At 38.6% G+C, this 21,948-nt stretch carries 22 protein-coding genes; 11 read left to right on the top strand and 11 right to left on the bottom strand.

Translation table 11 applies throughout. From position 1 onward, the window contains the following. Positions 1–46 precede the first annotated feature (46 nt). Together R3O62_RS10045 and R3O62_RS10050 are read right to left on the bottom strand one after the other, a co-directional pair. Positions 47–442, bottom strand: a complete 396-nt coding sequence (locus R3O62_RS10045; protein ID WP_005809850.1) for a thiol-disulfide oxidoreductase DCC family protein — start codon at positions 440–442, stop codon at positions 47–49. A 9-nt stretch (positions 443–451) separates the two neighbouring features. Beyond that, positions 452–1,312, bottom strand: a complete 861-nt coding sequence (locus tag R3O62_RS10050; RefSeq protein WP_005809848.1) for a DUF6845 domain-containing protein — start codon at positions 1,310–1,312, stop codon at positions 452–454. A gap of 925 nt (positions 1,313–2,237) precedes the next feature. On the opposite strand from R3O62_RS10050, the gene R3O62_RS10055 reads away from it, so the two are divergent. Then, positions 2,238–3,395: a 6-bladed beta-propeller gene (locus R3O62_RS10055; RefSeq protein WP_122329944.1), complete on the top strand. Its 1,158-nt coding sequence runs from the start codon at positions 2,238–2,240 to the stop codon at positions 3,393–3,395. 244 nt (positions 3,396–3,639) lie between these two features. Here R3O62_RS10055 and eno read toward each other — a convergent pair whose 3' ends face one another. The 3 genes from eno to crcB form a co-directional block, all read right to left on the bottom strand. Beyond that, complete coding sequence (gene eno / locus R3O62_RS10060; protein WP_317471505.1) at positions 3,640–4,929, bottom strand: phosphopyruvate hydratase; 1,290 nt, start codon at positions 4,927–4,929, stop codon at positions 3,640–3,642. A gap of 148 nt (positions 4,930–5,077) precedes the next feature. Continuing rightward, on the bottom strand, positions 5,078–5,743 hold the full coding sequence (locus tag R3O62_RS10065) for a pentapeptide repeat-containing protein (protein ID WP_005818765.1): 666 nt from the start codon (positions 5,741–5,743) through the stop codon (positions 5,078–5,080). An 8-nt stretch (positions 5,744–5,751) separates the two neighbouring features. After that, positions 5,752–6,138 (bottom strand): fluoride efflux transporter CrcB, encoded by a 387-nt coding sequence (gene crcB, locus R3O62_RS10070; protein WP_005809844.1) that lies wholly within the window; start codon positions 6,136–6,138, stop codon positions 5,752–5,754. Between the two features lie 151 nt (positions 6,139–6,289). Between crcB and R3O62_RS10075 the strand changes: the two genes are divergently transcribed. Further along, the gene (locus tag R3O62_RS10075; protein ID WP_022011838.1) at positions 6,290–8,449 is read left to right on the top strand and encodes a glycoside hydrolase family 97 protein; all 2,160 of its coding nucleotides are present in this window, start codon (positions 6,290–6,292) and stop codon (positions 8,447–8,449) included. Positions 8,450–8,861: 412 nt separating this feature from the next. On the opposite strand, the gene R3O62_RS10080 is transcribed toward R3O62_RS10075, so the two are convergent. Continuing rightward, positions 8,862–9,221 (bottom strand): helix-turn-helix domain-containing protein, encoded by a 360-nt coding sequence (locus tag R3O62_RS10080; protein WP_165016011.1) that lies wholly within the window; start codon positions 9,219–9,221, stop codon positions 8,862–8,864. A 227-nt stretch (positions 9,222–9,448) separates the two neighbouring features. Between R3O62_RS10080 and R3O62_RS10085 the strand changes: the two genes are divergently transcribed. Together R3O62_RS10085 and R3O62_RS10090 are read left to right on the top strand one after the other, a co-directional pair. Next, positions 9,449–11,026 (top strand): hypothetical protein, encoded by a 1,578-nt coding sequence (locus R3O62_RS10085; protein WP_317472901.1) that lies wholly within the window; start codon positions 9,449–9,451, stop codon positions 11,024–11,026. Between the two features lie 47 nt (positions 11,027–11,073). Further along, positions 11,074–11,847, top strand: coding sequence for a BT1926 family outer membrane beta-barrel protein (locus tag R3O62_RS10090; RefSeq protein ID WP_413958307.1), 774 nt, complete (start codon positions 11,074–11,076; stop codon positions 11,845–11,847). A gap of 110 nt (positions 11,848–11,957) precedes the next feature. On the opposite strand, the gene R3O62_RS10095 is transcribed toward R3O62_RS10090, so the two are convergent. The 4 genes from R3O62_RS10095 to R3O62_RS10110 form a co-directional block, all read right to left on the bottom strand. Beyond that, positions 11,958–12,383 carry an RNA-binding S4 domain-containing protein gene (locus R3O62_RS10095; protein WP_005809834.1) on the bottom strand — a complete coding sequence of 142 codons (426 nt, stop codon included), beginning with the start codon at positions 12,381–12,383 and terminating at the stop codon, positions 11,958–11,960. A gap of 24 nt (positions 12,384–12,407) precedes the next feature. Further along, positions 12,408–12,971, bottom strand: a complete 564-nt coding sequence (pth, locus tag R3O62_RS10100; protein WP_005809833.1) for an aminoacyl-tRNA hydrolase — start codon at positions 12,969–12,971, stop codon at positions 12,408–12,410. A 104-nt stretch (positions 12,972–13,075) separates the two neighbouring features. Further along, positions 13,076–13,666 carry a 50S ribosomal protein L25/general stress protein Ctc gene (locus R3O62_RS10105; protein WP_005809832.1) on the bottom strand — a complete coding sequence of 197 codons (591 nt, stop codon included), beginning with the start codon at positions 13,664–13,666 and terminating at the stop codon, positions 13,076–13,078. Positions 13,667–13,810: 144 nt separating this feature from the next. Further along, entirely contained in the window at positions 13,811–14,197 is a 387-nt protein-coding gene (locus R3O62_RS10110) for a PUR family DNA/RNA-binding protein (RefSeq protein ID WP_044299561.1), read from the bottom strand. A 168-nt stretch (positions 14,198–14,365) separates the two neighbouring features. On the opposite strand from R3O62_RS10110, the gene nusB reads away from it, so the two are divergent. The 6 genes from nusB to R3O62_RS10140 all read left to right on the top strand — a co-directional run bounded on the left by nusB (position 14,366) and on the right by R3O62_RS10140 (position 18,476). Next, complete coding sequence (gene nusB / locus R3O62_RS10115) at positions 14,366–15,292, top strand: transcription antitermination factor NusB (protein ID WP_195317069.1); 927 nt, start codon at positions 14,366–14,368, stop codon at positions 15,290–15,292. A gap of 45 nt (positions 15,293–15,337) precedes the next feature. Next, positions 15,338–15,664: a preprotein translocase subunit YajC gene (gene yajC / locus R3O62_RS10120; RefSeq protein ID WP_005775925.1), complete on the top strand. Its 327-nt coding sequence runs from the start codon at positions 15,338–15,340 to the stop codon at positions 15,662–15,664. Positions 15,665–15,687: 23 nt separating this feature from the next. Beyond that, a complete protein-coding gene (locus R3O62_RS10125; protein WP_005818784.1) occupies positions 15,688–16,701 on the top strand; it encodes a CdaR family protein in 1,014 nt (337 codons plus the stop codon). Then, positions 16,691–17,308: a dephospho-CoA kinase gene (coaE, locus tag R3O62_RS10130; RefSeq protein ID WP_005775927.1), complete on the top strand. Its 618-nt coding sequence runs from the start codon at positions 16,691–16,693 to the stop codon at positions 17,306–17,308. Before R3O62_RS10125 ends, coaE begins: the two co-directional genes overlap by 11 nt. A 17-nt stretch (positions 17,309–17,325) precedes the next feature. Beyond that, entirely contained in the window at positions 17,326–17,742 is a 417-nt protein-coding gene (locus R3O62_RS10135; RefSeq protein WP_022011923.1) for a DUF5606 domain-containing protein, read from the top strand. Positions 17,743–18,236: 494 nt separating this feature from the next. Then, positions 18,237–18,476 carry a hypothetical protein gene (locus tag R3O62_RS10140; RefSeq protein ID WP_032535516.1) on the top strand — a complete coding sequence of 80 codons (240 nt, stop codon included), beginning with the start codon at positions 18,237–18,239 and terminating at the stop codon, positions 18,474–18,476. A 76-nt stretch (positions 18,477–18,552) separates the two neighbouring features. On the opposite strand, the gene clpB is transcribed toward R3O62_RS10140, so the two are convergent. Continuing rightward, on the bottom strand, positions 18,553–21,141 hold the full coding sequence (clpB, locus tag R3O62_RS10145) for an ATP-dependent chaperone ClpB (protein ID WP_005775930.1): 2,589 nt from the start codon (positions 21,139–21,141) through the stop codon (positions 18,553–18,555). 223 nt (positions 21,142–21,364) lie between these two features. Here clpB and R3O62_RS10150 point away from each other — a divergent pair, with 223 nt between their 5' ends. Further along, a complete protein-coding gene (locus tag R3O62_RS10150) occupies positions 21,365–21,946 on the top strand; it encodes a DUF6621 family protein (protein WP_005775931.1) in 582 nt (193 codons plus the stop codon). The last annotated feature ends 2 nt before the right edge of the window (positions 21,947–21,948 follow it).

Consider the following 21,948-nt stretch of genomic DNA (forward strand, 5'->3'; position numbering starts at 1 on the left):
TGTACATCTTTGCTACAAAGATATATTTTTTTTAGATAAGTTAAAATTAATCCGGTCTTTTAGATTCTTCATCAGAAAAACTCGCCGGCTTAGTACATGAATCTACTTTCCCAAATATCCGATACCGATATTTGGAAACCAATAAATACAATGCATCCCTTACTTTTACCGGAATCAGGATCAATGGATAAAAACACTGCCAGAATCCTCCCAGGTCTTTTAAGATATAAAGTATAGCCGTAGATTTAGAATAACAATCTCCTTTCCGAAAATAATAGAGAGTCTTATTACTACTTTCAACAGCATACCGGCCCAACAAAGTTTTACCCGCTTCAGATTGCAGTGAAACAAAACGGAACAGCTTTCTTTTATCCCTCTTTACAATAAAAGAAACTGTCCCGTTGCAGAGATTACATATACCATCGAAAAGTATAATATTCATTCTATTTTTCTAAATAATGGAAGTCTCGTATGCACTGGTCAACATATCATAATCGGCATCACTGTATTCTCCTTTTTCCCGAGCCTTCTGCACCTGTTTGATAAATATTTCTACCTGTGAAAGGAAAGTCTGATAAGACTTCATCTCGCTTTCATGACCATTCACGGCAGGAAGTTTTTTAGCAGCATCGAGTTGTTTGGTAAGTTCAGCTACTTTCAGGTCAATGCGGGGGCCATCCATCATATGCTTACGTGCATACAGGTTCAAAATACTCTGCATCGTAGCAGACATCTTCCGTACAGACATAATCTGTTCTTTCAGCGGACTGTCCGCCAGAAGCACCTGTTCAGCCTGTTCGGTAAACGGACTCAGAATATCAAAAACATTCTGCTTGTATTCAGACATCTGTGTGCTCAACTGATAATTCGCCTCTAACAGTTGCTTCGCTTTGGTTACATCTTTCTTTTTCAAGTAAGAAAGATAGGTATCGAAATTTGCGTAGAACTCTGCTCTCGCCTTAAACAATCCGGCATAGTTCTGCACCAGATTCTGGCGGGTTTCTCCATTGAAGTAATCTCCGGGATTCATCACCGTCGCCGAATCTTTTGCAACAACTGTCGGTGGGGCGATGGCGGTAAGAGCCGGTACTTTTCCTTTTTGTTCCATATAATCCAAAACGGCATTTACATCTTTTTCCTTCACCATATCTTTTAATACTCCGAGAGAAGTATTATAATATTTGATTACCTCTGTCGCATTTTCAATATCTGCCGTACTGGCAACAGGAGCTTTGCTCTTGCTTCCACCCGAACAAGAGGCCAACAGAAAAGCACTCACAAGTGCTCCAAAAAACAATAGATTCTTTTTCATAATGTTTCCTTTAATAATTAGTAAATAGAACAAGCCTATAGATAGCTGATATTGCACTAATAACAATATAAAAGTCGTTTTGCTCTCAAAACCATCTATAAATTACAAAGGGAACAGGGAAATTAAAGAAATAAATATCATCGGAAGCGAAACCACATTACTGCATAAAACAAAAAATGGCTACTCGTCCCGAGCAACCAATCTTTTGTTAACCTTAAATCTAATACTTATGAAAAAACACAATACAAAAATACCGATTCCCAACTAATTAGCAAATTTACGCACGATATTCTGCTCTATTATAACATGGTTTAATGTTACCGATAACTTATTAACATTTCACACTTGTATTGTTAACCATTAACAAGTTCCATTACTCGTTTTCAGACATAAAAAGGCTATCATACGTCATCCACCCAATAACGATGATATCCCCACCGGTACAATATTACTGAATTTCTTTATCCCCCTGATCATATTCCAATCCTTCAGATAACAATTTCTCCGATAACAATGAACATGTTACAGGTATAACCGGTATTTCATTCATAACGAAATGAATGTAGATCTCAAAAGATAGTTTATAACCAACCCATACAACCCTATGCATTTCTGAAGCAGAAAGATAGAAATCAGACGAAGGCAGTAATCTATTATTCAATTCGAACAGTTCGAATGATGGAAAAAAAGAGAAGTCGATATTGTGATATTCTTTCAATAATAGAATCTTGTCGCTTAATTTATTCTTTTTGATTTCTTGTATATTAATGTTTTTTTCTTGCTTTAGACATCAGATAGTGGTATATTTACCCCGAAACACTCCAGCCCGTTTCTTAACCTTAAAAGGAATTGAATATGAAAAATTTAAAATAATTATTGATCGTACTAATCTTTGTTACATAAAAAAACAAATAAAACAAATAAGATGAAACAAGTAAACACAGTTTTGACAGTCATTCTGTTGGTAGTATTGACAGGATGTGGAAGAAATAAACAATCAAACGATGATTTAATCATCGTGGACGTTTCGAAAAGCTATCCTAAAAAAGAATTGATTCTTCAGGATTTTATGAATGTGGAATATGTTGCGCTGGAAACTACAGATGAGTTTCTTACACAAGGCTTAGTACAAGATGTGGGAAAAGAATACTTATTGGTAACCAATAGGAATAATGATGGGGATATTTTTATTTTTGACAGGCAAACCGGTAAAGGATTAAAAAAGATAAATCGGCGAGGGCAAGGGGCAGAAGAATATGCAAGGATTAATGAGATTATTCTTGATGAAAGCAATGATGAAATATTCGTAAAGTCACCGGGAAATAAAATCTTAGTATACGATCTTAACGGAGAATTCAAACGGTGTTTGAATCTTGGTAGAGATGTTTCATCTATTTTTGATTATGACAAACATAATTTGATCTGTTATGATATGTCAGATTATCATAATAAAGGAAAGGATAGAAACAAATCGTACCATATTCTTATATCAAAACAGGATGGAAGTATCACCCGGGAAATTTTTATTCCTTTTAAAACGATTAACACACCGATTGTGACTGATGGAGATCGATTTATAGCAAATTATTCTTACCAAATACGCCTAAGCAACGGAAAATGGACACTTATAGATGCATCAGCCGATACATTGTATAACTATGCACCGGATGGTACATTAAGCCCCTTTATTGTAAGAACCCCCTCTGCAAATACTATGGAGCCTGAAATTTTTCTTTATATGGGTATTCATACCGACCGTTATTACTTTATGGAAACCGTTAAAAATGTATTTAACTTTGAAAAAGGTAACGGATTCTATACAGATGAGCTGGTGTACGACAAGAAGGAAAAAGCCATATTTCAAGTTGCCGTATATAATGATGACTATGCAGAAAAAAGAACTGTAGCTATGACGGCGAAATCAATTAATCGCGATATCGAAAATGTCACGAGTTTAAGTGCATCCCGACTTGTTGAGATTTATAAGAAAGAGCAACTGAAAGATGGCAAATTGAAAGAAATTGCTTCAAAGTTGAATGAAGAAGACAATCCTGTAATCATGTTGGTAAAGCAAAAAAAATAGTGGTTTAAAATGAAAAAGGCAACCAACTATTTTATCAAGAGCAGCGGATCATCCACCACCTGCTGAACACTCCTTTTATTCCATTCGCAGGATTGTTGACCGAATAGAGGGTGTTGCTCTTGTTCTTTACGTATACTATGAGGTTGTGTCAAAGCGTATTTGACACAACCTCCTTTTCACATTTACATTCAATCATTATAAAAATAACTAACCTTTCATCATGCTATGCTTATCATGATTTTATTTAGCCTTTTACGGTAATTCGTTTGTAACCATATACAGCACGGTCACCCAATTCTTCTTCTATACGGAGCAACTGATTGTACTTCGCCATGCGGTCCGAACGGCTCAACGAACCGGTCTTAATCTGTCCGCTGTTTGTTGCTACGGCAATATCTGCAATGGTTGCATCTTCTGTTTCGCCGGAACGGTGAGAGGTGACTGTTGTATATCCGTGGCGGTGTGCCATTTCAATAGCGTTTAATGTTTCTGTCAGCGAACCTATTTGGTTTACTTTAATCAGAATAGAATTGCCACAACCTTTTTCGATACCTTTTGCCAGGAAATCAACATTAGTAACGAAAAGGTCATCACCTACCAATTGGCAGCGGTCACCGATACGTTGAGTTAATTTTTTCCAGCCTTCCCAGTCATTTTCACTCATACCGTCTTCGATGGAATCAATCGGATATTCGTTGATAAGTTTCTCCAGATAGTCAATCTGTTCCTCGGCTGTACGTTTTTTACCCTTTTCACCTTCAAACTTGGTGTAATCGTAGATACCGTCATGATAGAATTCGGAAGAAGCGCAGTCCATGCCGATCATTACATCCTTACCCGGTTCATATCCGGCAGCTTTAATAGCGGCAAGGATAGAGTTTAGTGCATCTTCTGTGCCTTCCAGATTCGGAGCGAAGCCTCCTTCATCACCTACAGCTGTACTCAAACCACGGTCTTTTAATACTTTTTTCAAGGCGTGGAATACTTCGGCACCCATGCGCAGTCCCTCTTTGAAAGAGTTTGCACCAACCGGGCGAATCATAAATTCTTGAAAGGCGATTGGGGCATCGCTATGTGATCCTCCATTAATGATATTCATCATTGGGACGGGCAAAACATAAGTATTTGTGCCGCCGATATATCTGTAAAGGGGAATATCAAGATAATTGGCAGCTGCTTTGGCTACGGCAAGTGAAACACCCAGGATAGCGTTTGCACCCAGTTTGGCTTTTGTCTTTGTTCCGTCCAGTGCCAGCATAGCATGGTCAATGCCCATTTGGTCGAGGGCTGACATACCAATCAGATGTGGGGCAATGACTTTATTAACGTTCTCTACTGCTTTCTGTACACCCTTACCGCCGTAACGATGTTTATCACCGTCGCGGAGTTCAAGCGCTTCATGCTCACCGGTCGATGCGCCCGACGGAACGGATGCACGTCCCATGATGCCTGATTCCAATACTACGTCTACTTCTACTGTAGGGTTACCTCTTGAGTCGAGAATCTCTCGTCCTGTAATTTTTTCTATTTTCATTGTTTCTCTTGTTTTTTTAGTCTCTGCAAATGTACTCACTTATGGGAAGCGGTAGAATAACTATTAATAGGTATTCCGTGCGGTCTCTTTCCCTATAAATCAGTATTATCGCTTTTATACTATAAAACAAAGAGAGAGGTGGAAAAGTTCAGTCGTCTTCAACCTTGACTCCTAACAGAGGCAGTAAGTCCATTGCCTGTAATGAACTGACTATAGCCCCTTTCAGGTCAGCTATGTTTAGTTGAATGCCTGTTATTCTTGAGCTCCTGAGGTCGATACCTTTTAAAGACGTATGCGAAAAATCTGCTTCAAGCAGTTCACAGTTGTCGAAAGCTGCCGGTATTAATTTACTGTCATTGAGGCTGGCGTTTCGAAAATCACAATGGCTGAAACGAACGGTTCGCATTTTCGTCATGGAAAGATTGATGTATTGTCCATAACAATGCTCCATCCGGACATGGTTTAGGGTGGCTTCCGGAAAACCTGTTCCTAAGAGCTTGCATGATATAAATTCTACCCGGTAGAAAGTAGTTCCGGCAAAGGACACGTTGGATAAGTCGCAATTTTCAAAACGTATGTCTGTTAATTGGGCTGATTTCAACTGGCATTCGTTGAATATTTGTTGTTTGAAAGTACAATTGTTAATACTTAGATAGGGCTTATTTACTTGTCGGACAACTCCTTTAGAAAAATATAAATCAGAAATTTTCTCTTCATCCACCAAAATATCGAGCGGAGTGATGCTTTCGGACTGCTCATTGATGAATGGGGCTACGACTTTAACAGGTTGGACTTTCTTAATTGCTGGTTTCATATATTAGTCTATTGTTTTAAATGTTCTCCGAGGTATCCTCCACCTAATACGGCTAAAAGCCCGAGTATCATACTGGCTAATGTGTAAAATGCGAATATGCCGTAGAAGCCTCCTTTCAGTAAACTCAGGCCATCATTAGCCAAAGTAGAAAATGTGGTAAAACCTCCACAGAAACCAACAGTCAGAAATAGCCTTAACTCGAAGGATAGATCAAGACGTTCCGAAAGTGAATAAAATAATCCTATTAACAAACTCCCAGCAATGTTCACGGCAAACGTTCCCCACGGAAAGGGGAAAAAAGTAGGGCTAAGTTTTTCGTTGACGGCTATTTGTGCCAGATAGCGGGATACACTGCCTATGCCTCCTCCGATAAATATATAAATAATCTCTTTCATCTTTTTTGTTTTGTTGGCAAAGTTACCACTGTCAACTGTTTATGCAAACGTTTTCTGATAAATCTTCTTTATTTCGGTTCTATTCGTCGAACCGGAATCTGCTTCTTGCTTATCTTTGTTGCATGATTACTAATTTATATTAAACCATATCATGAAGAACATGAATAAACTGACTTTTAAGTTGGCTTGCTTTTTTCTTTCTCTTTTAGTGAGTAGTGTGGCAATGGCCGAAAGCATTACTTCTCCAAATGGACTCTTGAAACTGAACTTTTCGGTGAATGGAAAAGGGGAGCCTGTGTATGAACTTTCTTATAAGGGTAAAGAAGTGATTAAACCTTCTAAACTGGGCCTTGAACTGAAAGATGATCCCGGTCTGATGGATGGTTTTACATTGATTGATGCCAAGACTTCTTCTTTTGACGAAACCTGGGAACCTGTTTGGGGAGAAGTAAAGCAAATCCGTAACAATTATAATGAGCTTGCGGTAACTTTAGACCAAAAAGCTCAGGATCGTAAGATGTTGATTCGTTTTCGTTTGTACGATGACGGACTCGGTTTTCGCTATGAATTTCCGCAGCAAAAGAATCTGAATTATTTTGTGATAAAAGAGGAGCATTCCCAATTTGCTATGACAGGCGATCATACTGCTTTCTGGATACCGGGCGATTATGATACACAAGAATATGATTATACTCGATCGAAGCTTTCGGAAATACGTGGCCTGATGAAAACAGCTGTGACTCCCAATGCTTCCCAGACTCCTTTTTCTCCTACCGGGGTTCAGACTGCTTTACAAATGAAGACCGATGATGGATTGTATATCAACCTTCATGAAGCTGCCTTGGTGGATTACTCTTGTATGCATCTTAATTTAGATGATAAAAACTTTGTTTTTGAATCATGGCTGACTCCTGATGCACAGGGAGATAAAGGATATATGCAGACTCCTTGTCAGTCTCCATGGCGTACAGTCATGGTCAGTGATGATGCACGTGACATTCTTACTTCCAAATTAACATTAAATCTGAACGAGCCATGTAAATTGGAGGATACTTCCTGGATTAAGCCTGTCAAATATGTAGGTGTATGGTGGGAGATGATTACGGGTAAAAGTACATGGGCTTATACTGACGACGTTTATTCAGTGAAGTTGGGTGAGACCGATTATGCTAAGACTAAGCCCAATGGGCGTCATGGTGCCAATAATGAGAATGTGAAACGTTATATCGATTTTGCCGCTGAACACGGTTTTGACCAGGTATTGGTTGAGGGTTGGAATGAAGGATGGGAGGATTGGTTTGGCAAGTCAAAAGATTATGTGTTTGATTTCGTCACTCCATATCCCGACTTTGATGTGAAAATGTTGAATGAATATGCCAAGAATAAAGGGGTAAAGTTGATGATGCACCATGAAACCTCTGCATCTGTTCGTAACTATGAACGCCATATGGACAAAGCTTACCAATTTATGGAAGATAACGGCTACAACGCTGTGAAGAGCGGATATGTAGGCAATATAATCCCACGCGGTGAGCATCATTACGGGCAATGGCTGAATAATCATTATCTCTATGCAGTGAAGAAGGCAGCCGATCATAAAATCATGGTGAATGCTCACGAAGCCGTTCGTCCAACCGGATTGTGTCGTACGTATCCGAATCTGATCGGTAACGAGTCTGCCCGTGGAACAGAATATGAAGCTTTTGGTGGGAATAAACCATTCCACACTACATTGCTTCCTTTTACACGCCTGATTGGTGGTCCAATGGATTATACTCCGGGTATTTTTGACACTCAATTGTCTTTCTTGAGTGGTGAACATAGTTTTGTGCATACCACTTTGGCAAAACAATTGGCCCTTTATGTTACACTTTACAGTCCGCTGCAAATGGCTGCTGATCTTCCGGAGAGTTATGAGCGCCACATGGACGCATTTCAGTTTATTAAAGACGTGGCAGTAGACTGGGATGACAGTAAATATATTGAAGCAGAACCGGGAGAATATATCACGGTGGCTCGAAAGGCCAAAGGAACCGATAATTGGTTTGTTGGAGGTATTACAGGTGAAAATCCCCGTACTTCTACATTCATTCTTGATTTCCTGGATCCGGGGAAACAGTATGTAGCCACTTTATATGCTGATGGGAAAGATGCGGATTATGAGAAGAATCCGACCTCTTATGAGATTAAAAAAGGTATAGTGACTAATAAAACCAAGATCTCTACTAAATTGGCTCGTAGTGGAGGTTTCGCTCTCAGTCTGATAGAAGCTACTCCGGCCGACCGAAAAGAACTTAAAAAGTGGAAATAAAGGTGGGGTAGTGGTAAAAAGGTTAGTTTGGTTATTTTTTTGAAATAAAAGAGTCCGGATACACAATATGTATGTCCGGACTCCTTTTGTTGATAGTTACTATATTATCAATTAAGTGAGTCATCTCTTGACTTTCTATTTTTATCTGCTGTTTTATCTTTATTGATTATATCGTTTTTAATCAAGTGATTAATAGTCTAATGTTGAATGTTTATAAAGCTAACTTTAACATAGAGTTAAAGCTTGTTTTTTGAATGCAAAGAACAAGTTGTTTGCATTTAAAAGATTTGTTCTTTGTACAGAGGGAATAACGATCTTTGTTTTCTCCTTAACATTGTTAAATTATTCTGTTGTGATTATATCTTTGCTTTGATAGCTTTTGTTCCCTATATATAATAAGGTGTAAACAACTCTACTTATTAGCTCCTCCATCCAGTAACTCGGCTATTTTCTTTTTCAGGTTTAGCTTGATAATTTCATCTTGCTGCAGTTCTATTTCTACTGTAATTTTGGCATTTCCCAATTTATATCTGATAGCTTCGTTATCACAATTTATCTGTTCTTGTTTGATGCTATATAAAAGGGCAAAATCATAATCTAACGCCAGTGAAATATTATATAATGTATCCGTATCAATGCTTTTCCTTGTCAGTAGATAATCTACACTTTGAGGCTTAACGTCCAATCTTCTTGCGAGTTCAGCTTTAGTGACCTGCCTCTCGGACATTATATTCTTGATAATTTCACCTATATAAATATTGCTTTTTTTCATTTGCATGAAAGTACAACATAATCCGAAGAGTTAGGTTTATCGGCATAAAAGAATATCTGTCTATTTCTGTATTTTGTTCATAATTTATTTGTTTTATCAGATAAATTAGGATATATTTGCTGCGGATAACAGAGAGGAGTGCACTAACACCCTTCTGGTAACAGAAGAAAAAACAGAGTGGAACATAACATTTATATTATTATTATTAACACTAAAATTTTGAGATTATGAAAAAGAAACTCATGATGGTTGCAGTGCTCCTGGGTGCTTTGTCACTGGGAGCTTGCGTAGACAACGACGAATCGGCATCGGTAACAGCGGTGCGTAACGCAAAAGCAGAACAGCTGAAAGGTGCTGCTGCATTGGCTAATGCACAGGCTGGCGTTCAGGATGCCCAAAAACGGTTGACTGAGGCAAAAGCTGCGGCTAAAGAATTTGAAAATCAAAAAGATCAAGAAGCCTATGAACGTGACAAAGAGAGGTTGATAGCTCAGGCAAATGCTGATTTATGGGCAGCTAAGGCTAATGAAGAAAGAGCAAAACAAGACTTCCTGAATGTTGCGGATGAACAATTGAAGGGGTTATACGGTGAGTATCAAGGTTACTCTTATCAGTTGAGTAGTCTACAGGAAACAAGAGATCAAAATGCAGTTACTCTGGCTAATTATAAAGCCGGGCTTATATCTTATAAGGAAGTAGTTGAAAAGCAGAAAGCTATCAAACTGGCTAATATAGCTCAGAATGATGCTAAAATTGCTGCTTATAGTAAGTACGATGGTTTGGATAAAGCTGATCTACAAAATAAAGCACTTGAGGCACTGCAGATTAAAAATAACGCAATAAAAGCAACAACAGCTGCCGCTCAAGCTAAAGTTCCTGCACAGAAGGCATATCGGGATGCTATTGCGGATTTTACAAGTGATGAATCTTCTTTGAAGACTGTGGTTGCTGCTCGTACCATAATAGATCAATTGCAGAATTTTGGTGTTACCACTCCTATCACAGGCTGTGAATATGATTATATAGATGGTACTGGTGTATATTACTATTCAGGTCTGTTGTACATTGGTAATGGAGAATATATTCAGCCAATCGAAATAAGTTCAAAAGAGATAGCAGAAGATTTATCTGTTACTTATTATAGTTGGAAGTCTGAATATGCTAAAGAAAAGGCAACTCAAAATTTCAATAATGAATATGCTGCTGCTGTTAAACTTCTGGGCAAATCAGGTGATAAGGCTGACGCAGGAACCAAATATGCTGATTTAACCGCAGCGAATGAAGAACTGAAAGCTGCCGGTGAGGATCAAGTAAAAATTGATGCTGCCAACATTAGTATTGCTAAAGCTAAGGATGCTATAAATGAACAGAATGAATCCATTGCTGAATTGAAAGAGACAATAGAGTTGATTGCTTCAATGTCGGGAGCAGATGTTGCTGCTTATGATAAAGCTATTGAGGCTTTGAAGACAAATGAAACAGTTTTGGCTTATGTAGCTGCGTGCGATGCGTATGACGAGGCGGACGAAGCTTACGAGGTAGCTGATGCGAATTATTCTGCTTTATCTGCTTTAGCAAATAATTATGGGGTAGATGCCAAGGCCGAAATTCGGACTTTAGAAGCTGCCAATGCAACTTTAAATAAAGAAATTGCAGACTTAGATTCTACTTATGGCGTTTTGAATCGTGAGCAACAAATTGCACGTCTTGAGGTTTCTGTAGCTAATCTTACAACGCAGATCGATGCTATTCAGAAACTTATGGATATAGTTATGGAGCAGATTAATGCTTTAATAGCAAAATAATCGCCAATAGTAACGGCAAATAAACAACAAATCAAAAAAAGTATCGTATGAAAATAAAAAGACTTTTAGTGTTGGCCGTTCTACCCATGATGTGTCTTGCAGTGAATGCGCAGAACTGTAGTAAAGACAATACTCCTAAGAAGGGTGACTTTACGGTAGCAGCTACTGTTGGATACAATAGTTACACAAACGTCACAGCCCCTTCGGGGCTGCTGACTGACTATGAAGTCAGAGCACTCTCAACCAACTGGGCAGACAAAAAGCTGATGGTTGGTTTCGAAGGGGGCTGGTTCTTCAAAGATCAGTGGAAACTAAATTTGGGTGGCGGTGTCAGCTTCACGAATAACCCCGGTTATCCGGCTGTTCCCGGCACGATAGACGATTCGAATATGAATAACTCGGCAGACGAGAATATGGGAGAAATCCCTAATTACCGTGCCGTAGCCAGTGCTCAGTCGTTCGCCTATAATGTGTCGGCAGGTGTTGATCGTTATTTCAACATCAAGCGTGTTCCTAACCTGATGTGGTATACAGGTGTTCGCATAGGTTTTGCTTACGGCGAAAATGAAATGAAGTATGATGAAGAGACCTCTATGGGCAAATCGGTTGCCGAGAGCTGGAATCTTCGTGGCGCCCTGACTATCGGTGTCGATTACTATGTTCTTCCTGCCCTCTACGTCGGTGCGCAGATCGATCCGTTTGCTTATACGTACAACAAGACTACGTATAATCCGCAAGCCGGTCTTGGCGATCTGTCGGCAGACAGCCATAACTACAGTGTTTTGGCGGCTCCGACGTTTAAGATCGGATTTAAGTTTTGACCTCTATCTCCATCCGGCCGATAGGTTATCGGTCGGGTGGGTGATTTTATAAATAAATAAGTCCATTTATTTATACCTCCCCGGTGTCCGTGACGGCTATCGGGGATTTTTTATTTATTGTCTTCTTCAAAATCAAAGTCAAAATCAAAGTCATCCATAAATTCCGGAGTAGTGAATTCTTCAATGCTTCGACGGTCTTTTTTAGTCGGGCGTCCGGTGCCTCTTGCGCGATCAATGAAACCACTGATTTTGCTCATTTCCAAAAGTTCGTATTGATCGGGTGTCGTTACGTTTTCCATCATCTCGGATACAAGCTTTGCTCCGATTCGTTTCTCGATAGCTTGTAATACTTTGAAAGAGTATGTAATGGGGGGCTTTTTTACTTGAATTACGTCTCCTGGCTTTATCATACGAGATGCTTTCACAAACGATCCGTTGATGCTGATTCGTCCTTTTTTGCAGGCCTCAGCGGCGATGGTGCGGGTTTTGAAGATGCGGACTGCCCACATCCATTTATCTATTCTTGCTTCAGGCATTGGTTATAAATTGAAAATGAATTATTATTTTTTGTTGAATTGATTCATCGTTATGTCGATTCCTGCCAAACAAAAGCTTTTGGCAATCTCTCCGGCTGTTTCCAGGCGCTCGTTCATTGTTGTCCAGTCTTCTTCCGTAAAATGTCCTAATACGAAATCAACCTGTCCGCCCTTTGGGAAGTCATTGCCAATGCCAAATCTCAACCGTGCATAATTCTGAGTTCCCAAGATAGCTGCGATATGTTTTAATCCGTTATGACCTGCATCGCTACCTTTGCTTTTCAGACGTAATGTTCCAAAAGGAAGAGCCAGGTCATCAACGATGATTAGCATATTCTCCAATGGAATATTTTCCTTTTGCATCCAATAACGCACGGCATTGCCACTTAGATTCATAAATGTCGAAGGCTTTAACAGAATCATTTGTCTTCCTTTTACAGATAGGGTAGCTGTAAAGCCATAACGACCGTCCTTGAATGATAGGTTGTTTGCTTTGGCCAAAGCATCCAACACCATAAAGCCTATATTATGTCGCGTTTCATGGTATTCAGGACCAATGTTTCCTAATCCGACAATTAAGTATTTCATATCTTTCAGTTTATTTGTTTTAAATAAAAAACGCAGATTAACACAGATGTGAAATCTGCATTAATCTGCGTTTGAATGATATCTCTAATAAAGGGATAGCGATATTATTTTCCTGCTGCAGCAGCTGCACCTCTTGCCGCACGAGTCAACTTAACGGCACATACGACAGCGTCTTTTGCGTTCAGAAGTTCCAGTCCTTCATAGCTCAATTCGCCTACTTTAACTGTTTTGCCAAGACCCAAGTGAGATACATTGACAGTCAGTTTCTCAGGAATAACGTTGTACAAAGCTTTAACTTTCAGTTTACGCATCTGCAATGCTAATTTACCACCGGCTTTCACACCTTCAGCAAGACCTTCAAGTTGTACCGGTACTTCCATTACGATAGGTTTAGCTTCGTCAATCTGATAGAAGTCTACGTGCAGGATAGTATCTTTTACAGGGTGAAATTGAATGTCTTTCAAAATCGCATTCACTTTTTTACCATCGATAATCAGGTCTACTACGTGGATGTGCGGAGTATAAACCAGATTGCGAAGTCCTTCGTTAGTCACTGTGAAGTGAACAACTTCTCCACCACCGTAAAGTACACAAGGTACACCACCGTTGTTACGAATTTCTTTCAAAGCTCTTGCCTGTTCAGAAGAGCGTTCTGCAATTGTTCTTGCAGTTCCTTTAACTTCAATTGATCTCATTTCTTGAAATTTTTTGTGTTACTCTAAATTAAGTTATTTTGCTTGCTTAATTCACCATCACACGATGTGATTATCACACGATGTGCAAAAAGCGGTGCAAAAGTACACTTTCTTTCTGAAATATCAAAGAATTGATGTTTTTAATTATTCAAAATCAATATCTATTTTAATTTCACTATCTAAAACTGCAGTTTCAGTTTCGCTTTCAGATTCGATTTTTTTTCCGGATTCTAATTCTTCGGTATATTCTTGATTCTGATTGATATAACTGATCGCTTGTTCAAGACCGGACATGAATTTACCAAAATCTTCTTTATACAAAAAGATTTTATGCTTTTCAAAACTTACCTGGGAATCGTCTCCTTCTCCCATTACGACTTTTTTGCTTTCAGTGATGGCAAGAAACATTTCATCTTTACGGTTCTTTTTAACGTCCAGATAATATATACGTTTACCAGCTTTAATCGATTTGGAGAATACAATCTCTTTATCATTCATGTCTGTTCCTATTTTCTTTTTAAAATCTTCCATATTGTTAGGTCTGTTTATAATTGGCTTCAAAATTGGATATTTTTTTTAAACCGTCAAAAGAAAAAGGAAAGAGAATGAAATACTGCATTAAAAAATGTGATTTATTTGCGTAAACTCATTAAAAATGTCTACTTTTGCAATTCGTTAATAACAGTATTAATTAAGATTATGATTAACAGAGTTCTTATTCGTCTAAAGATCATACAGATAGTGTATGCTTACTATCAAAACGGCAGCAAAAATTTAGACTCAGCGGAGAAAGAGTTGTTCTTTAGCCTCTCTAAGGCTTACGACTTATACAACTATTTGCTGATGCTTATGATTGCTTTGACGGAATATGCACAAAAACGCATTGACACAGCGAAAGCTAAATTGGCGCCGACAAAAGAAGAGTTGTATCCTAACATGAAGTTTGTGGAAAATAAGTTTATCGCACAACTTGAAGTAAATAAACAATTGAGCGAGTTTATAGCTAACCAGAAAAGAACCTGGGCAAACGATCAGGACTTTATCAAAGAATTGTACGAGAAGATTATTGCATCCGATATATATAAAGAATATATGGCTTCTTCCGATAAATCTTATGAAATGGATCGTGAGTTGTGGAGAAAACTATATAAAACGTTTGTTTTCAATAATGATTCGCTGGATCAAGTGTTGGAAGATCAGAGTTTATATTGGAATGATGATAAAGAGATTGTTGATACATTTGTATTGAAAACTATCAAGCGTTTTGAAGAAAAACAAGGGGCTAACCAGGCATTATTGCCTGAGTTTAAAGATGATGAAGATCAGGAATTTGCACGGCGCTTGTTCCGTCGGGCCATTCTGAATGCCGATTATTATCGTCATCTGATCAGTGAAAACACAAAGAACTGGGATTTGGATCGTGTAGCTTTCATGGATGTGATTATTATGCAGTGTGCGTTGGCAGAAATTCTTAGTTTTCCGAACATTCCGGTCAGTGTTTCGTTAAATGAGTATGTAGAGATTGCCAAACTCTATAGTACAGTGAAGAGCGGTAGCTTTATCAATGGTACATTGGACGGAATAGTTAATCAATTAAAAAAAGAAGGTAAGTTGACAAAAAACTAATACCTTTGTCCAAATAGATTAAAAAACTAAAAAACTGATTATTTTATGAACCTATTAACTGTATTTTTTCAAGCTCCTGCTGCTGGCCCTGATGGTAGTTTGATGTGGATTATGCTGATAGCAATGTTTGTTATCATGTATTTCTTCATGATTCGTCCGCAGAATAAGAAACAGAAAGAGATCGCTAATTTCCGTAAGTCTCTCCAGGTGAATCAGAATGTAATTACTGCTGGTGGTATTCATGGTGTGATTAAGGAAATCAATGATGATTATATTGTTCTTGAAATCGCTTCTAATGTAAAAATTAAGATAGATAAGAACTCTATTTTTGCAGATGCTTCAGCTGCCAATAGCCAGTCTGCTACGAAATAAGGAACTAAAAATAAATAAAGCCTATGTTCGAACGTAGGAACATAAAGTATATTTATTTAAAATTATCAAGAAGGATTAAGGACTTTCTGCTTAGTGATAAGAGCAGAGAGTTCTTAATTTTTTTATTTTTCTTTTTTATTGCAGGTGGATTTTGGCTGCTTCAAACATTAAATAATGATTATGAAGCAGAATTTTCAATTCCTGTTCGTCTGAAAGGAGTACCTAATCATGTAGTTTTAACTTCTGAACCTCCTTCTGAATTGCGTATCAAAGTAAAAGATAAGGGTACGGTATTGCTGAACTATATGTTGGGCAAAAGTTTCTTTCCGGTAAATATCGATTTTTCTGAGTCAAAGGCCCCTAATAATCATGTGAAGATTTATACTTCAGAACTTGAGAAAAAGATTCTGGGACAGCTCAATGTGTCCACTCGTCTGCTTTCTGTCAAACCAGATACCTTGGAGTATATTTATTCTACCGGAAAGTCGAAACTGGTGCCTGTTAAATTAGAGGGTAAAGTTACTGCAGGGCGTCAATACTATATTTCCGATACCATTTATTCTCCGGATTCTGTTTTAGTATATGCTCCTGTAGCTATATTGGATACAATTACAACTGCCTATACACAAAAAGTGAACTTTGAGAATGTAGCGGATACATTGAGGCAACGAATTGCGCTTGCCGGAGTGAAAGGAGCTAAGTTTGTTCCCGGAGCGATTGATTTAACTTTGCCTGTGGATATATATACGGAAAAGACTGTTGAAGTACCATTGCGTGGTATTAATTTTCCGGCAGATAAGGTGTTGAGAGCTTTTCCGTCTAAAGTCCAGATTACATTTCAGGTTGGACTAAGCCGTTTTCGCAAAATTAAGGCAAGTGATTTTGTTGTAAATGTCTCTTATGAAGAACTTTTAAAGTTGGGCACTGATAAATATACTGTCAAATTGAAGTCAGTTCCACGTGGAGTGAGTCATATACGCATTCATCCGGAGCAGGTTGATTTTCTTATAGAACAAGTTTCTTCTTATGGCAATTAAAATTGGTATAACCGGTGGGATAGGCAGTGGCAAAAGTATTGTTTCACGGCTACTTGAAGTAATGGGGATTCCTGTCTATATTTCAGATGAAGAGTCCAAGAGAATTGTAGCGACCGATCTTGTTATACGTAAGGAACTGTGCGACTTGGTAGGAGAGGAGGTTTTCTTAAACGGTAAATTAAATAAGGTCTTATTGGCTTCATACCTTTTTGCTTCCTCCATACATGCTTCTCAAGTCAATAGAATCATACATCCGAGAGTTAAAGAGCATTTCAGGCAATGGGCTTCACACAAGGGTTGCATGGATATTATAGGTATGGAATCAGCAATCCTTATAGAGTCGGGGTTTGCTGATGAGGTTGATTATATTGTGATGGTTTATGCCCCTTTAGAAATAAGGGTGGATCGTGCAGTTCGGCGTGACAATGCTTCGTGTGAACAGATAATGCAACGTATTCGGAGCCAAATGAGTGATGAAGAAAAGTGTGAACAGGCTTCTTTCGTTATAATAAATGATGATGAGAAACCGTTGATACCACAGATTTTAGAGTTAATTGCTTTCCTATATCAAAAGATTCATTACCTTTGCTCCGCAAAAAATAACTAATATAAAAGTAATATACTATGTTAAAGACTATTTTGTCTATCTCCGGTAAACCGGGATTGTATAAGCTTATTTCGCAGGGGAAAAATATGTTAATTGTAGAAACAATTGATGCGACTAAGAAACGTTTTCCTGCTTATGGTAATGAAAAGATTATCTCTTTGGCAGATATAGCAATGTACACAAACGACTCGGAAGTACCTTTACGTGACGTATTGCGTTCAATAAAAGAAAAGGAAAATGCAGCTATGGCCTCTATAGATGTGAAGAAGGCTACCCCCGAGCAACTACGCCAATATTTAGCTGAAGTTTTGCCTGATTTTGATCGTGACAGAGTGTATGTGAATGATATCAAGAAATTGATCTTATGGTACAATATTCTTGTTTCTAACGGAATTACAGAATTTGGTGAAGAAGCTGCTGCTGAGGCGGAATAAAAATTAATTCTGTTTCTTTTAGTTAAAAGCGCAATATCCCTTACTGAAAGGGGAATATTGCGCTTTTATTTTTTATCATGCCCCAATAAACAAAAGGCTCCTTAAGCTGTTCTTGCATAACTATATAAAATTTGCATAGAATATTTTAGAGAACTTATTTGTCGTATTCAGGGCTTTTTAATTATCTTTGTTGCAATCCGTCGATACCTGAAGAGTCAGTGTTGCGAGGAATATTACACAAAAAGAACAAAAGCGTTTTTAAGATATTATTCTGTACTTGAAATCTGGACAATTTCACTATTCAGGAATAATGCAACGAACGCTCATGCTCTGCTGTATATGCAAATATATAGTATCGAGCGTGGGTTGTTGTACATTATTTGAATAGTGGCAGTCCAGAGCCTCAGGTACGATAATTGCAACGTTCCCACGCTTTTTTATATACGAAAGATTCTTTCGAGGGAACCGGGAGTGATAGGAGAGAAGGAAAGAGCATGAAAGCAACAAGAGATAGCGGTATCTGTATGAAACTGGACGATTCTACCGGAGTTTTGTCTTTGGAACGTCTGGAAGTTAATACAATGGTATACCTGTATAGTGAGCAGGGTGAGTTAATAGGGAAGATTCACTCAACGGGAGATTGTGTTACTTTTATATTGCCGAGAAGAGGCATGTATGTGCTTGTTATTCATTGTGCATCCTATCCGGTGGAGGTCAGGAGGATCACTTATTGAACTTTCAAGAAAGAGAAAAGCCGGTATACCATAAGGCATACCGGCAGATCGCTATAGTTTATAGATTCTCAATTCTTTAGTTACGAAAAACCAATCCGTCACCTTGTGCATCTACAATAATTGCTTTACTACGGTCTACTTCTTGTGCTAATAATTTCTTTGATAAATCATTTAATAAATATCTCTGAATAGCTCTTTTTACAGGACGTGCACCGAACTCTGGATCATAACCTACTTGTGAAAGAAAATCTAAAGCGGCATCTGTCAGCTTCAACTCTACTCCATTACCCGCAAGCATCTTCTGCACACTCTTGATTTGCAGCAGGACAATTTGTTTTATTTCTTTTTCCGTTAGTGGTAGAAACATGATGGTTTCATCAATACGGTTTAAGAATTCGGGGCGTATGGTTTTCTTTAGCATATTCATTACCTCTTTCTTGGTTTCTTCTACAACTTCGTCTTTGTTGGCACTGTTCAGTTTTTCCATTTGACTCTGTATGTAGCTACTACCCATATTAGAGGTCATGATGATAATTGTATTTTTGAAATTTACCACGCGACCTTTATTGTCTGTTAACCTTCCGTCATCAAGTACCTGTAACAATATATTGAATACATCCGGATGAGCCTTTTCGATCTCGTCAAACAGTACTACAGAATAGGGTTTACGCCGTATGGCTTCTGTCAACTGTCCTCCTTCATCGTATCCCACGTATCCCGGAGGTGCTCCAACTAAACGTGAAACACTATGTTTCTCCTGATATTCACTCATATCAATACGGGTCATCATTGTTTCATCATCAAAAAGAAACTCTGCAAGTGCTTTAGCCAGTTCGGTTTTACCTACTCCGGTAGTGCCCAGGAAGATGAAGGAACCAATCGGACGCTTGGGATCCTGCAATCCTGCGCGGCTGCGGCGTACGGCATCGGATACAGCTGCAATGGCTTCATCTTGCCCGATAACACGCTGATGTAATTCTTCTTCAAGATGAAGTAACTTGTCCTTTTCACTCTGCATCATTTTGCTTACGGGAATTCCGGTCCAGCGGGATACTACATCGGCGATATCTTCAGCATCTACCTCTTCCTTTATCATAGCTGTATCCCCTTGCATTTCATGTAACTTTTTCTGGGTATCCTCAATTTCCTTATTCAATTCTTGTAATTTTCCATATCGGATTTCTGCAACTTTCCCATAGTTTCCTTCACGTTCAGCCTTGTCGGCTTCAAATTTAAGATTTTCGATTTCAACTTTGTTCTGCTGGATTATATCCATCAGACTTTTTTCACTTTGCCATTTTGCTTTGTATGATTTCTCCTGTTCTTTCAGTTCGGCCAATTCTTTGCCGATTGTTTGTAATTTCGGTTCATCATTTTCGCGTTTAATGGCTTCCCGTTCGATCTCTAACTGTTTGATTTTACGTGATATTTCATCCAATCCTTCCGGGACGGAATCTACCTCCATACGGAGTTTGGCTGCCGCCTCATCCATGAGGTCAATTGCTTTATCCGGTAAAAAACGATCAGTTATATATCGACTGCTTAATTCTACGGCAGCTATGATTGCATCGTCTTTGATACGTACATGGTGATGATTTTCATATCGTTCTTTCAGACCACGCAGAATGGATATTGTACTCAGATTATCTGGCTCATCTACTTGTACTATCTGGAAACGGCGTTCCAAAGCTTTGTCTTTCTCAAAATACTTCTGGTATTCATCAAGGGTCGTAGCACCGATGGAACGTAACTCTCCACGGGCAAGTGCAGGTTTCAGGATATTAGCTGCATCCATGGCACCTTCTCCCTTCCCGGCTCCTACCAATGTATGGATCTCATCGATGAAGAGTATGATGTTACCTTCAGATTTTTTCACTTCATTCACTACGGATTTAAGCCGCTCTTCAAACTCTCCTTTGTATTTGGCTCCTGCAACCAGTGCCCCCATATCCAGAGAGTATACTTGTTTATCTTTCAGGTTTTCAGGAACATCTCCCCGGAGGATACGGTGTGCCAGTCCTTCAACTATTGCTGTTTTACCGGTACCCGGTTCACCTATTAATATAGGGTTATTTTTGGTGCGTCGACTCAGAATCTGAAGTACACGCCGAATTTCTTCGTCACGTCCGATCACCGGATCGAGTTTGCCGCTACGAGCGGCTTCGTTCAGGTTTATGGCGTATTTTTCCAGTGATTGATAATTATCTTCACTGGACTGAGAAGTGACTTTTTCTCCTTTTCTCAATTCATTAATAGCTCCGCGTAGTTCTTTTTCGGTCATTCCTGCATCTTTCAGAATAGTAGATACAGTACTCTTTACCGTTAGTAATGCCAGTAATAAGTGTTCCAGTGAAACAAATTCATCACCCATTTCTTTGGAATACTGTGTTGCTTTCTGGAAGACTTCGTTTGCTTCCCGACTCAAATAAGGCTCTCCGCCCGAAACTTTTGGGAAAGAGTCAATTTGCTTGTCGAGTACAAGGGCGATTTGCTGGCCGTTCAATCCTAACTTCTGGAAGATGAAGTTAGTAACATTTTCGCCTACCTTCATCACTCCATACAGGATATGAGCTGTTTCAATGGCTTGTTGTCCCCGGCTTTGTGCCAGATTGATCGCTTCTTGTACAGCTTCCTGTGATTTAATGGTAAAATTGTTGAAATTCATATCGTTTATTCTCCTTTCTTTTTCTTATTTTCAATAACACTATTGAAGGCGCAAAAGATTTGCCATGGGTTAAAAACTGACTTTTTTTCAGCTTTTTAAGGAATGTAAAAGCCAAAATGTCATATATTTTCCTTTTTACAAGGAAATTGTGTCCGAATGCAAGGGCATTTTAGAAGTATGTTGTATCTTTATAGCCTGAATATAATTATAAAGGAATTACTATATGGACGAAAAAATAAAGTTCCCTTCGAATGTGATATTGATAGATGCAGCGTTCTTGAATTTAGTTATAACGGATCTGAAGAAATATTTTGAGCGAACATTGAAGCGTGAGTTACAAGAGATTGATCTTTCGGAATTGATAACTTATTTAGCGTTAGACTCAGGCATAACAGAAGGAGAAAATCAAGTTCAAATATTAGTGGTATACGATAAGAATTCCGTCCGGTTATCTAATTGTGTACCATCTGATTTATCTACAGAGCTGAATGGTGTAGCGTTTAAGAGTCAGTTTGGAGAATTTTCTTTTGCCGGTGTGCCTTGTGAGGAAATGGTATCCCGTGAGGAATTATATCTCGATTTATTAAATATTGTTGCAGATTCTGCCGATGTGAGACAATTGATTTTAGTCTCTTTTAATGAAGAATATGGTGATAAAGTAATGAATCGGTTGAAAAAGATTAAAAATAAAAAAACGATTCAGTTTCGTATGAATGAACCGGAGGAAATGCTGGAAGGGCATCAATGGGAAATGCTTGCATATCCGTTGATGCAAGCGTTGGGAATCAGGGGAGAAGAATTGTAATA

The organism is Bacteroides hominis, from assembly GCF_033042785.2.
GTDB classification, from domain to species: domain Bacteria; phylum Bacteroidota; class Bacteroidia; order Bacteroidales; family Bacteroidaceae; genus Bacteroides; species Bacteroides hominis.

What these genes read in the sequence shown, in the direction of transcription:
- R3O62_RS10045 (WP_005809850.1), bottom strand. Translation starts at nt 442, where the DNA reads ATGAATATTATACTTTTCGATGGTATATGTAATCTCTGCAACGGGACA.
- R3O62_RS10050 (WP_005809848.1), bottom strand. Translation starts at nt 1,312, where the DNA reads ATGAAAAAGAATCTATTGTTTTTTGGAGCACTTGTGAGTGCTTTTCTG.
- R3O62_RS10055 (WP_122329944.1), top strand. Translation starts at nt 2,238, where the DNA reads ATGAAACAAGTAAACACAGTTTTGACAGTCATTCTGTTGGTAGTATTG.
- eno (WP_317471505.1), bottom strand. Translation starts at nt 4,929, where the DNA reads ATGAAAATAGAAAAAATTACAGGACGAGAGATTCTCGACTCAAGAGGT.
- R3O62_RS10065 (WP_005818765.1), bottom strand. Translation starts at nt 5,743, where the DNA reads ATGAAACCAGCAATTAAGAAAGTCCAACCTGTTAAAGTCGTAGCCCCA.
- crcB (WP_005809844.1), bottom strand. Translation starts at nt 6,138, where the DNA reads ATGAAAGAGATTATTTATATATTTATCGGAGGAGGCATAGGCAGTGTA.
- R3O62_RS10075 (WP_022011838.1), top strand. Translation starts at nt 6,290, where the DNA reads ATGAAGAACATGAATAAACTGACTTTTAAGTTGGCTTGCTTTTTTCTT.
- R3O62_RS10080 (WP_165016011.1), bottom strand. Translation starts at nt 9,221, where the DNA reads ATGAAAAAAAGCAATATTTATATAGGTGAAATTATCAAGAATATAATG.
- R3O62_RS10085 (WP_317472901.1), top strand. Translation starts at nt 9,449, where the DNA reads ATGAAAAAGAAACTCATGATGGTTGCAGTGCTCCTGGGTGCTTTGTCA.
- R3O62_RS10090 (WP_413958307.1), top strand. Translation starts at nt 11,074, where the DNA reads ATGAAAATAAAAAGACTTTTAGTGTTGGCCGTTCTACCCATGATGTGT.
- R3O62_RS10095 (WP_005809834.1), bottom strand. Translation starts at nt 12,383, where the DNA reads ATGCCTGAAGCAAGAATAGATAAATGGATGTGGGCAGTCCGCATCTTC.
- pth (WP_005809833.1), bottom strand. Translation starts at nt 12,971, where the DNA reads ATGAAATACTTAATTGTCGGATTAGGAAACATTGGTCCTGAATACCAT.
- R3O62_RS10105 (WP_005809832.1), bottom strand. Translation starts at nt 13,666, where the DNA reads ATGAGATCAATTGAAGTTAAAGGAACTGCAAGAACAATTGCAGAACGC.
- R3O62_RS10110 (WP_044299561.1), bottom strand. Translation starts at nt 14,197, where the DNA reads ATGGAAGATTTTAAAAAGAAAATAGGAACAGACATGAATGATAAAGAG.
- nusB (WP_195317069.1), top strand. Translation starts at nt 14,366, where the DNA reads ATGATTAACAGAGTTCTTATTCGTCTAAAGATCATACAGATAGTGTAT.
- yajC (WP_005775925.1), top strand. Translation starts at nt 15,338, where the DNA reads ATGAACCTATTAACTGTATTTTTTCAAGCTCCTGCTGCTGGCCCTGAT.
- R3O62_RS10125 (WP_005818784.1), top strand. Translation starts at nt 15,688, where the DNA reads ATGTTCGAACGTAGGAACATAAAGTATATTTATTTAAAATTATCAAGA.
- coaE (WP_005775927.1), top strand. Translation starts at nt 16,691, where the DNA reads ATGGCAATTAAAATTGGTATAACCGGTGGGATAGGCAGTGGCAAAAGT.
- R3O62_RS10135 (WP_022011923.1), top strand. Translation starts at nt 17,326, where the DNA reads ATGTTAAAGACTATTTTGTCTATCTCCGGTAAACCGGGATTGTATAAG.
- R3O62_RS10140 (WP_032535516.1), top strand. Translation starts at nt 18,237, where the DNA reads ATGAAAGCAACAAGAGATAGCGGTATCTGTATGAAACTGGACGATTCT.
- clpB (WP_005775930.1), bottom strand. Translation starts at nt 21,141, where the DNA reads ATGAATTTCAACAATTTTACCATTAAATCACAGGAAGCTGTACAAGAA.
- R3O62_RS10150 (WP_005775931.1), top strand. Translation starts at nt 21,365, where the DNA reads ATGGACGAAAAAATAAAGTTCCCTTCGAATGTGATATTGATAGATGCA.